This is a genomic window from Piscinibacterium candidicorallinum, from assembly GCF_047549485.1.
In the GTDB taxonomy this organism is placed as follows: Bacteria; Pseudomonadota; Gammaproteobacteria; order Burkholderiales; family Burkholderiaceae_C; genus Piscinibacterium; species Piscinibacterium candidicorallinum.
Genome location: NZ_CP180191.1, coordinates 811,138 through 821,037, shown reverse-complemented (window position 1 = coordinate 821,037; position 9,900 = coordinate 811,138). Strand labels below are relative to the sequence as shown.

The 9,900-nt window shown below is 66.3% G+C and carries 13 protein-coding genes; 8 read left to right on the top strand and 5 right to left on the bottom strand.

Features of this window, described 5'->3' with window-relative positions:
- Positions 1-20 precede the first annotated feature (20 nt).
- Positions 21-1,121, bottom strand: coding sequence for a signal recognition particle-docking protein FtsY (gene ftsY / locus ACMDW7_RS03710; RefSeq protein WP_377305454.1), 1,101 nt, complete (start codon positions 1,119-1,121; stop codon positions 21-23).
- Between the two features lie 203 nt (positions 1,122-1,324).
- On the opposite strand from ftsY, the gene rsmD reads away from it, so the two are divergent.
- The 3 genes from rsmD to ACMDW7_RS03695 all read left to right on the top strand — a co-directional run bounded on the left by rsmD (position 1,325) and on the right by ACMDW7_RS03695 (position 2,931).
- Positions 1,325-2,002, top strand: coding sequence for a 16S rRNA (guanine(966)-N(2))-methyltransferase RsmD (rsmD, locus tag ACMDW7_RS03705; RefSeq protein ID WP_377305455.1), 678 nt, complete (start codon positions 1,325-1,327; stop codon positions 2,000-2,002).
- Positions 2,003-2,102: 100 nt separating this feature from the next.
- A complete protein-coding gene (coaD, locus tag ACMDW7_RS03700) occupies positions 2,103-2,603 on the top strand; it encodes a pantetheine-phosphate adenylyltransferase (protein ID WP_377305456.1) in 501 nt (166 codons plus the stop codon).
- 4 nt (positions 2,604-2,607) lie between these two features.
- On the top strand, positions 2,608-2,931 hold the full coding sequence (locus ACMDW7_RS03695) for a YfhL family 4Fe-4S dicluster ferredoxin (protein ID WP_377305457.1): 324 nt from the start codon (positions 2,608-2,610) through the stop codon (positions 2,929-2,931).
- Here the strand turns inward: ACMDW7_RS03695 and ACMDW7_RS03690 are convergent.
- The 3 genes from ACMDW7_RS03690 to ychF are packed head-to-tail and all read right to left on the bottom strand — an operon-like array spanning position 2,898 to position 5,443.
- Positions 2,898-3,740 carry an MOSC domain-containing protein gene (locus ACMDW7_RS03690; protein WP_377305458.1) on the bottom strand — a complete coding sequence of 281 codons (843 nt, stop codon included), beginning with the start codon at positions 3,738-3,740 and terminating at the stop codon, positions 2,898-2,900. The two genes, ACMDW7_RS03695 and ACMDW7_RS03690, sit on opposite strands and share 34 nt — an antisense overlap.
- A gap of 37 nt (positions 3,741-3,777) precedes the next feature.
- A complete protein-coding gene (locus ACMDW7_RS03685) occupies positions 3,778-4,332 on the bottom strand; it encodes a hypothetical protein (protein WP_377305459.1) in 555 nt (184 codons plus the stop codon).
- Between the two features lie 16 nt (positions 4,333-4,348).
- A complete protein-coding gene (gene ychF / locus ACMDW7_RS03680; RefSeq protein ID WP_377305461.1) occupies positions 4,349-5,443 on the bottom strand; it encodes a redox-regulated ATPase YchF in 1,095 nt (364 codons plus the stop codon).
- Between the two features lie 116 nt (positions 5,444-5,559).
- Between ychF and ACMDW7_RS03675 the strand changes: the two genes are divergently transcribed.
- From ACMDW7_RS03675 to ACMDW7_RS03655, 5 genes are all read left to right on the top strand, one after another.
- Positions 5,560-6,234, top strand: coding sequence for a GNAT family N-acetyltransferase (locus ACMDW7_RS03675; RefSeq protein WP_377305463.1), 675 nt, complete (start codon positions 5,560-5,562; stop codon positions 6,232-6,234).
- Positions 6,235-6,397: 163 nt separating this feature from the next.
- A complete protein-coding gene (locus ACMDW7_RS03670; RefSeq protein WP_377305465.1) occupies positions 6,398-6,661 on the top strand; it encodes a hypothetical protein in 264 nt (87 codons plus the stop codon).
- A 123-nt stretch (positions 6,662-6,784) separates the two neighbouring features.
- Entirely contained in the window at positions 6,785-7,288 is a 504-nt protein-coding gene (locus ACMDW7_RS03665; RefSeq protein ID WP_377305467.1) for a peroxiredoxin, read from the top strand.
- Positions 7,289-7,549: 261 nt separating this feature from the next.
- Positions 7,550-8,248: an SDR family oxidoreductase gene (locus ACMDW7_RS03660; RefSeq protein ID WP_377305469.1), complete on the top strand. Its 699-nt coding sequence runs from the start codon at positions 7,550-7,552 to the stop codon at positions 8,246-8,248.
- A gap of 38 nt (positions 8,249-8,286) precedes the next feature.
- Positions 8,287-8,721, top strand: a complete 435-nt coding sequence (locus ACMDW7_RS03655; protein WP_377305471.1) for a DUF3717 domain-containing protein — start codon at positions 8,287-8,289, stop codon at positions 8,719-8,721.
- Positions 8,722-8,764: 43 nt separating this feature from the next.
- On the opposite strand, the gene ACMDW7_RS03650 is transcribed toward ACMDW7_RS03655, so the two are convergent.
- The gene (locus ACMDW7_RS03650) at positions 8,765-9,859 is read right to left on the bottom strand and encodes a patatin-like phospholipase family protein (RefSeq protein ID WP_377305473.1); all 1,095 of its coding nucleotides are present in this window, start codon (positions 9,857-9,859) and stop codon (positions 8,765-8,767) included.
- Positions 9,860-9,900 lie beyond the last annotated feature (41 nt).

Genomic DNA, 9,900 nt, shown 5'->3' with positions numbered 1-9,900 from the left:
CCTGTCCGAAAATAAACGAATCAAGCACCCGTCAGCGCCCCGGCAAACTCCTCGGCCGAGAAGGGCTGCAGATCCTGCAGTTGCTCGCCCACGCCGATGAAGAGCACCGGCACCGGGCAGGTCGAGGCGATCGCCGCCAGCACGCCGCCCTTGGCCGTGCCGTCCAGCTTGGTGACGATCAGGCCGGTGAGCTGCAACGCCTCGTTGAAGGCCTTGACCTGCGCCACGGCGTTCTGGCCGGTGTTGCCGTCGATCACCAGCCAGCGTTCGTGCGGCGCGCCGTCCAGCGCCTTGCCGCAGACGCGGGCGATCTTCTTCAGTTCTTCCATCAGGTGCAGCTGGGTGGGCAGGCGGCCGGCGGTGTCGGCAATCACCACGTCAATGCCCTTGGCGCGCGCGCTCTGCACCGCGTCAAACACCACCGCGCCAGGGTCTGCGCCCTCCTGACTCACCACGCTGACCTGGTTGCGGTTGCCCCACACGGCCAGTTGCTCGCGCGCCGCAGCGCGAAAGGTGTCGGCCGCGGCCAGCAGCACGCTGTGCCCACCCTCGCTCAAGTGGTGCGTGATCTTGCCAATGCTGGTGGTCTTGCCCGCGCCATTCACACCCGCAATCATGACCACCCAGGGTTTCTCGTCGGCCGCCGCAGGCACCTGCGGGGTCCGCTCCAGCGCCCGCAGGTGATCTGCCAGCACCTTCGCCAACGCAGTGCGCACGGCGGCGGCATCCTCGATGCGCTCGCTCTTCACGCGGGCGCGCAAGCCCGCCAGGATTTTCTGGGTGGCCGTCACGCCGCAGTCGGCCATGAGCAGCGCGTCTTCAAGCTGCTCGAACAGCGCCTCGTCCACCTTCACGTAACCGAACACGCCGGCAATGCTGCTGCCGGTGCGCGACAAACCCTGCTTCAGACGCGCGAGCCAGCTTTTCTTCTCGGCGGCTTCGGTGGCGGGTGCTTCCGCCGGCGCGGCGTTCGCTGCAGGCGCGGGCGCGGCCACAGCGGCGGGTGCGCTCACCGGCTCGGTGGCCGGCGCTTCGGCGGTCTGAGGCGCAATGGCCTGGGACTCGACGACTTGCGGCTGAACGGCAGGCGGCGGGGATTTCTTGCGGAAGAAGCTGAACATATGGGGCGCCGAGGTCTGCCGAACGCGTCCGGCAGCGAGGTCTAGGGGCAAGGTCTGAGGGCAAGCGCTGCCGCAATCGGCTGTGGGCCGGGCAGTCAGAACGGCCGTCAGTTTAGGCGGGCGGCTGTGGTTGCCGGCTGTCCTCGTCGGACGCAGCGCGCCCGCTGCCGCCCGCACGGGTGCGCACCTAAACTGCGCGTCCCATGGTTCGCGCACCCACCCGTCCGCCCAAAGCCCCCGCCGGCGGGGCGCCAAAATCTGCCAGCACCCGCCACGCCCCGCACGCGGTGCGCATCATCGGCGGGCAATGGAAGCGCACGCCGCTGGCCGTAGTGGATCTGCCGGGCCTGCGGCCCACGCCGGACCGCGTGCGCGAGACCGTCTTCAACTGGATCAAGCACCTGCGCGGCAGCCTGGACGGCGCGCGAGTGCTGGATCTGTTCGCCGGCACCGGAGCACTTGGCCTGGAAGCGGCCAGCCGCGGCGCTGCAAAGGTCACGCTGATCGAGCAGCAGCGCGCTGCCGTCACGGCGCTCTCCGCCAGCATCACCAAGCTCAAGGCGCAGGACCAGGTGCAGCTGCTGCAAGCCGATGCCCTGGCGCTGCTGCGCGGCCTGCCGGCGGTGAGCATCGACCTGGCCTTCATCGACCCCCCCTACGACGCCGGCCTGCTGCCCGCGGTGCTGGCCGCCCTGCCCCGCGTGCTGGCCGAGGATGCATTGGTCTATGTGGAAGACCGCGTCCCCATCGAGCCTGCGCCGGACACCGGCTGGACAGTGCTGCGTACCGACAGGGCCGGGCAAGTGCACTTTGCCCTGCTCAGACTGGAGCCGAAGCCCGCACAAGATGCAGGTGTTGCACCTGTCAAAATGCCGCAATAATTGTGGCAGCGCACCATAAGAGCTGCGCACCGGTTGTTGGCGGCGCTTGCGCGCCGCTCCCGATTCAACCCGCATCGCTCACCCGCAGGGGCCGCCATCCATGATTGCCATCTATCCCGGCACGTTCGACCCGCTGACTCGCGGCCACGAGGATCTCGTGCGCCGAGCGGCGAACATGTTTCCGCAGTTGATCGTGGGCGTGGCGGACAGCCGCTCCAAGCGGCCGCTGTTCTCCCAGGGCGAGCGCATCGAGCTGGCCCGCGAGGTGCTCGGGCACTACCCGAATGTGACGGTGAAGGGCTTCTCCGGCCTGCTCAAGGACTTCGTGCGCGCCGAGGGCGGCCGCGTGATCGTGCGCGGCCTGCGCGCGGTGGGCGACTTCGAGTTCGAGTTCCAGATGGCCGGCATGAACCGCGCGCTGATGCCCGGTGTGGAAACCATCTTTCTGACGCCGTCCGAGCAATACCAGTTCATCAGCGGCACCATGGTGCGCGAAATTGCGCTCATGGGCGGCGACGTGGGCCAGTTCGTCTTCCCCGAGGTCGAGCGCTGGCTCAAAACCAAGGTGCAGCAGATGGGCGCCAGCCCGCCGGAGGCTTGAGGCTGTGGCGCTGCTGATTACCGACCAGTGTATTAATTGCGACGTTTGTGAGCCGGAGTGCCCGAACGAAGCGATCTACATGGGCACGGAGATCTACGAGATCGAGCCGGGCAAATGCACGGAGTGCGTTGGCCACTTCAGCACGCCGCAGTGCGTGGAGGTGTGCCCGGTCGAGTGCATTCTGGTGAATCCGGAGTGGCAGGAGAGCAAGGACGATCTCATGGCCAAGTACCGGCAGCTCACGGGCAAGTTCGACGCGGCCATCGCGGCAGCATCTGCCACCGCTGAATCGGATCAGTCGAACGCGAAGGCCGCCTCGCCCGCCTGACCGACGCGCAGCACACCGCCTGCGCCTTCACTGACGATCGCATTCATCCCGACGCAGACCTCGCCTTGCTGGCTGGCCAGCGCGCGGAAGGTCGCGAGCGTGCGCATCGGTTCGATCATCGACTCACCGGTGGTCTGTTCCACATTCGGCACTTCGCAGCGCGAGCAGGGCGCGACCAGCTTGAGCTCCACGCCGCCAAACTGCAGCGTGTCCACATGGTCTTCTTCCCAGGCCTCCAGTCCGCCGATGACGACATTCGGCCGGAAGCGGTTCATCGGCACCGGCGGCAAGCCGCGCGCGGCAATGCGCTGATTCAAGTCATCCAGGCTCGCTTGCCCGACCACGAGCAGCGGGTAGCCGTCGGCAAAGAGGTAGGCCACTGGGTCACGGCCTTCAATCACGCGCAGACGACGCGCCTCGGGCGAAAACTTCACCAGACGCAGCGGCTGTGAAGCGCGACCCAGTGCAGATGTGACCCATGCGGCCGCCTCATCGCCGCAGTCGAGTGCATCCAAGGTGTCGCGCCAGACCGTCACGCGACGCGTCTGCACTGCCAGGCTGGCGTCCAGATCCAGATCCGACTGACCGGTGCGCGACAAGCGCAGACCCTGCGCGGTGACGGTTGGGCGAATCAGCGCCATGGCTGGCAAGGTGCGCTGCGTGATGAAGCGTCCACTTGCGGCATCCACCACCATATAGCCGCGGTCATGCTCGAGCCCTGCCTGCCCGGCCACGGCATCCGTCAGCGATGTCCCTGCGCAGCCCTTGACGGGATACACGTGGAGCGCAGTGACTGTGACTGCTGTCATCGATGCCTCCAGGCGCCGGGCGAGCGGATTCGGCGGTTCAGCGCGTTGCCGGCGGCTGGGTTGCGGGCGCGGTCGGGGCCTGTGAAGGCTGCGGCACGGCCTGGGGCGCTGGCTGAGGCGCGGCGGGTTGCGCGGGAGCCGGCACGGCAGGCACAGGCAGCTGCGGCACCACCACGCCGGGCGCAAGATTGAACTCGTCCACCGCCGTCACCTTGGTCACGTAGTAGCGCGTCTCACCGAAGCAGGAGCCGGGCAGGCCGACCTTCTGCTCGTAATGCAGGTTCACGCGCTTGCCCATGAGGCGATTGATGTCCTGCGCAACGGCGTCGTCCCAGACCGTGAAGTTGAACTTCTCAGGTACGGCGCCCGGCATGGTGACCAGCGCCAGCTCGCCTTCCCAGGTCTTGCACACCCAGCCCTTGCGGCTGAACTTCTGCACCCAGCCGGCACGCTCGCCGTCCGAATAGTTCCAGTTCAGCACCACGGCAAAGTAGGCCGCGCCCAGCAGAACCAGCACCAGCAGGAAGATGATGAAGCCCTTGAGAAAGCCGGAACCGCGCTTTTCTTGGCCGACAGGAGGATTTGCGCTCATGGGACGGTGAGAGATATCAGACGTTGAACAGGAAGTTGAGCACGTCGCCGTCCTTGACGATGTACTCCTTGCCTTCGGCGCGCATCTTGCCCGCTTCCTTGGCGCCCGTCTCACCCTTGTAGGTGATGTAGTCCTCGAAGGCGATGGTCTGGGCGCGGATGAAGCCGCGCTCGAAGTCGGTGTGGATCACCCCGGCGGCCTGCGGTGCGGTGGCACCCACGGGCACCGTCCAGGCGCGCACCTCCTTCACCCCGGCGGTGAAGTAGGTCTGCAGGCCCAGCAGCTTGAAACCGGCGCGGATCACGCGGTTCAGGCCGGGCTCGTCCATGCCGAGGTCCTTGAGGAAGTCGGCCTTGTCGGCGTCGTCCAGATCGGCAATTTCGCTTTCGATCTTGGCGCAGACAGCGACCACCGGTGCGCCTTCCTTGGCCGCGTATTCGCGCAGCCGGTCCAGGTGCGGGTTGTTCTCGAAGCCGTCTTCGAGCACGTTGCCCACATACATGGCCGGCTTGGCGGTGATCAGGCACAGGGGCTTGAGGACGTCCTTTTCTTCCGGATACAGGTCCACGCTGCGCACCGGTCGGGCTTCGTTCAGTGCGGGGAGGATCTTCTCGAGCGCATCGACCAGGCGCTTGGCCTCCTTGTCACCGCCCGACTTGGCCAGCTTCTGGTTCTTGGCCAGCTGCTTTTCCACCGTGGCCAAATCGGCCAGCGCGAGTTCGGTCTGGATGACTTCGATATCGGCAATCGGGTCCACCTTGCCCGCCACGTGAATGACGTTCGGGTCATCAAAGCAGCGCACCACGTTCACGATCGCATCGGTCTCGCGGATGTGGCTCAGGAACTGGTTGCCCAGGCCTTCGCCCTTGCTGGCACCGGCTACCAGGCCCGCAATGTCCACAAACTCCGTCACCGCCGGCACGATCTTCTGCGGCTTGACGATCTCGGCCAGCTGCGCGAGGCGCGGGTCCGGCACCTCGACCATGCCCACGTTGGGTTCGATGGTGCAGAACGGGAAGTTCTCGGCCGGGATACCGGCCTTGGTCAGGGCGTTAAAGAGGGTGGACTTGCCGACGTTGGGCAGGCCGACGATGCCGCACTTGAGGCTCATTGGGATCAGGCTTTCGGGAGAGCGTGCCGCGCAGCGCAGGCTGCGGGCCGACGAGACCGCGCCACCGTCAGACGAAACGGCGTGCGCTGGAAAGGCCGCGATTGTACTTTTCAGCCATGAGCCAACCTGTCACCCCCGCCGAAGTGCTGTACGCCACCAGCAACTACGCCACCGACACGGTCAGCGTCGACACGCAGGCGGTGTTCCAGACCAGCCACCTGCTCGTGCGCCCCGCCCGGCGGCGCGACGCCGACGCCATCTGGGCCTTTGCCCAGGCCAACCCCGAGTATGAGCGGATGGTGGGCGGCGGCCTGCCGGACCGCGACACCTACCTCGCCGAGTTCTTCGATCACCACCCGCCCGCCGAGATGAGCTTCAGCCAGCACCACAACCTGCTCGCCTTTACCAAGACGGCTGACGCGCGCGAGCATGAACTCGTGGGTCTGATCGACTGCGTGATCGACCTCATGGCCCGCGGTGTGGGCCATATCGGCTTCTTCCAGATTGCGACCCGCCTGCAAGGCAGCGGCATGGCGCAGCAGCTCTACACCGCACTGGAAGACTGGCTCGTCAGCCAGGGCAGCACCGCGCTGCGCCTAGGTGTGGTGGAGCGGAACGCGCGCGGCAAGGCCTTTTGGGCACGCAACGGCTACCTGCGCATCAAGACCCGGCATGACATCGAATTCGGCCGCCAGAAGAACACTGTGCACACGATGGTCAAACTGGTCGGACCACTCACGATGGGTGCTTATCTGGCAATGGTTGCGCGCGATCGGGCGGAGACGCCGTGAGTTTCACGTCGCCTTGGAACGCATAAGCGCCCTCCCACTCACGCCGGCCACATGCCATTTACGCCGCACCGCCGCCGATCCGTCGCAACCCCGCTGCGCACCCCGGTCGACTCGCCCACACTGCCCTCCATCAGCACACCGCTGGCACCAAGGAGCGCAGAACATGAAACACGTCATCCCCGGCTACAAGACCCTCAAGGCCCTCAAGTTTCTGGTCACCGGGCCGCTGATCGTTCTGATGCTGTTCGTGATCAACCAGATGACCTTGGGCCATCATGGCCAGCAGTGGTGGCACTGGGCGGCGCTGGGCATCGGCATTGCCTGGGTGTTCAGCCTGCTGCGCGTGATCAGCACCGTGGTAATGGTCGGTGGCGTCTCGGCCCTGGCCTACTGGTGGTTGAAGCGAAGGGGCGGCGCGCCGCTCTGAGCGCCGCCCGCTGATCCCGCCGTACCGCCGCGGCCGCCTGCAGGGGGATGACCCCACAGGCGGCCACTTGCTTGCGCTCGTACACTCCCCGCTCCCTCTTCAACCTCCCGTGGAGCCAGAACAATGACGATTTCCGTTGGCCAAGCCCTGCCTGCCGGCACCCTGTACGAATTCTTCGAGGTCGAGAAGGACGGCTGCTCCATCGGCCCCAACCCGATCAAGGTGGAAGAGGCGGTCAAGGGCAAGAAGATCGTGATCTTCGGCCTGCCCGGCGCCTACACCCCGACCTGCTCGGCCAAGCATGTGCCGGGCTACGTCGCCCACTATGACGCGCTGCGCGCCAAGGGCGTCGATGAAGTCTGGTGTCTGAGCGTGAACGATGCCTTCGTGATGCACGCCTGGGGCAAGGACCAGCAGGTGGGCGAAAAGGTGCGCATGATGGGTGACGGCAGCGCCACCTACAGCCAGGCCCTGGGCCTGACCCTGGACCTGACCGCGCGCGGCATGGGCCTGCGCAGCGACCGCTACGCCATGATCGTGGACAACGGCACGGTGACCTGGCTGGGCCGCGAAGCCCCGGGCAAGTTCGAGGTGTCGTCCGCCGAAAGCGTGCTGACCCAGCTGTAAACAAGCCGCCCGTTCAAAGCGGTGCCCAGGCAGACCTGGCACCGCTTTGTTGCCTCTGCGGGATACAACTGCAGAGGCTTTCCGCTTGTCTGGCAAGGCTTCCCGGGCAGTTTGGGCTGGAAAAGCGCATGAATGCTCGATGTCTGCATTTGAAACAGCATCAGATCCAGCATCCATGCGCCTTTCCAAGGCAAATCGCCTCAAGAATGAGGCAGGACAAGCGGAAAGCACTTTGAAACCCACCCCGATTCGGACTCACACATGACCAAAGTCGCACTCGTTACCGCCGCCGGCTCCGGCATGGGCGCGGCCTGCGCCAAGGAACTCGCCGCCCAGGGCTGGCAGGTGGCCGTGATGTCGTCTTCCGGCAAGGGTGAGGCGCTAGGCGAAAAGCTGGGTGGCATCGGCATCACGGGCAGCGTGTTGGATGAAGACGACCTGCAGCGCGCTGTGGATGCCACGCTGGGCGCGTTCGGGCGCATTGATGCGGTGGTGAGCTCCGCCCCCCACCCACCCAAGGGAGAGCTGCTAGAGATTTCCAGCGAAGACTGGCACAAGGGCCTGGACACGATCCTGATCCCCGTCATCCGGCTGGCGCGCAAGGTAGTGCCGCTGATGCAGATGAAGGGCGGCGGCGCATTCGTGAACATCTCCACGGCCTGGGCCTTCGAGCCGGAAGCCACCTTCCCCGTGTCTGCGCCCATGCGTGCCGCACTCGCCAGCTTCACCAAGATCTTTGCGGACCGCTATGCCGCGGACAACATCCGCATGAACAACGTGCTGCCCGGCTTCATCGACAGCCTGCCCGAGAAGGAAGAGCGCCGCGCCAAGATCCCGATGCAGCGCTACGGCCGCGCCGAGGAGATCGCGAGGACCGTGGCCTTTCTGGTGAGCGAGGGCGGCGCCTACATCACCGGTCAGAACATCCGCGTCGATGGCGGCCTGACCCGACACATCTGAGCCCGGCCGCAACGCCACACCCGAAAGCAGTTCAAGCAGTGAGCAGCATCCACATCGACGATCTCGAAGCCGCCATCAACTGGTGGCGCAAGCGCGCGCCCTCGCCCGACGGGGTCCACCTCGCGGCCGAGACCCATGCTTTGGCCGATCTCTACGGGCAGCTGATTGCCGCGCGCAGCACCCAGGTAGACGAGGCCGACTGCTCGCTCGAAGCCCTGTCCGCCTTCGAGCAATGGGCCGCCACGCTGCCGGACTCCCCCTGCATCGCCATCTGCTCCACCAGCGTGGGCGACGAACACTGCAGCGGCTGCGGCCGCAGCTTCGATGAAGTCACGCGCTGGACCGGCATGGGCCTCATCGAGAAGCGCGCTGTGTGGCATCGCATCACCCAGCAGGGGCATTGGCTGCGCTTCACGGCGAAGTATCGGGACCGGCTGATCGAGAAGACCGCGCCCGGCGAAGCGGCAGCCTAGGCGCTCGGCGCCCTTGCAGCAAAAGCGCAGCGCGCGCGGCGACTCAGTACAGCGGCTCCACCACGTCAGCAAAGGCCTCACGTGCAGCCAGCTCGTGCCAGGCATCCGCCATTGCCTGTGCCTGCGCAATCGCCGGCCTCCACTTGGCCTCGCGCGCCTGCCAGTTGGGTCCGAAGCGCTGAAAGTCCTTGCGGTCCGGGATGCTGCCGCCCGGCAGTGAGGCCACGAAGCTTTCGCTCGGGCACACCAGCACCAGGGTGTCGAGCCAATGGCGGTTGGCGTCTTTGTGGGCTTTGCGCCAGGGCGCAAACTTGTCCAGCCAGCCGGGCGTGATGCTGGGCGAGAAGTGCGGATAGAGCGTCAGGCCATCCAGCCGGTCGTAGGGCAGGTGCAGGTGGTAGTCGATGATGCCGCCGTCCCAGTACCAGCCGGGCGGTGCGTCAGCAATGTCCTTCACGGCATCGAGCACGAGCGGAATGGAGCCGGTGGCGACCATGGCGTCGTCGAAGTTGCGCTCGTTGAACCGCACTTTGTGATTCGCGAAGGCATCAAATCGCGTCTCGAAGAGTGGCGCCACGCCGGCGTCGCCGTGGAAGATGAAGCGCTCCATGTAGCCCGCCAGCCGCCTGCGGCCCACGGCATTGGCCAGTGCCGCCTGCGCAAAGCCGCGCTTGTGCGCCGTGCTGCCTGGCCCCAGCGGCCCGCACCCGCGGTTGACCAGCACCTGCAGCCGATGCTGCGGATGACTGAGCATGGCCTCGCGCCGCGGCAGCACCACACCTTCGAGCAGGGTGCGCGCAACACGCGAGATTTCGCGGCTGTCAGGCTTGCCGGTGTAGCGCTGCTCCTCGATGTAGCAGCGTGCCAGATCATCCAAGGCCTGCACCGGATCGGCCGCGGCACCACAGGCCATGCGCCAGGCGCCAATCGAGGCGCCGATCAGCTCGCGCCGGCGCGGCGCCGCAGCCAGCCAGGTGCCGAACAGGTACTTGTCCAGCGGGTTGAGGATCAAACCCTTGGGGCCACCTGCCGCCGCAGGCAGGCAGGCCACGTCCTGCGCACGCAGGCCGTATTCACGGATCTGATTGAGGGCCTTGCGGCCGGCCAGCAGGCGGAAGGGATGCGAGGATCGGGGCATCCGGCGATGCTAGCCAAACGTGTACATCACCTTGCCCTGCA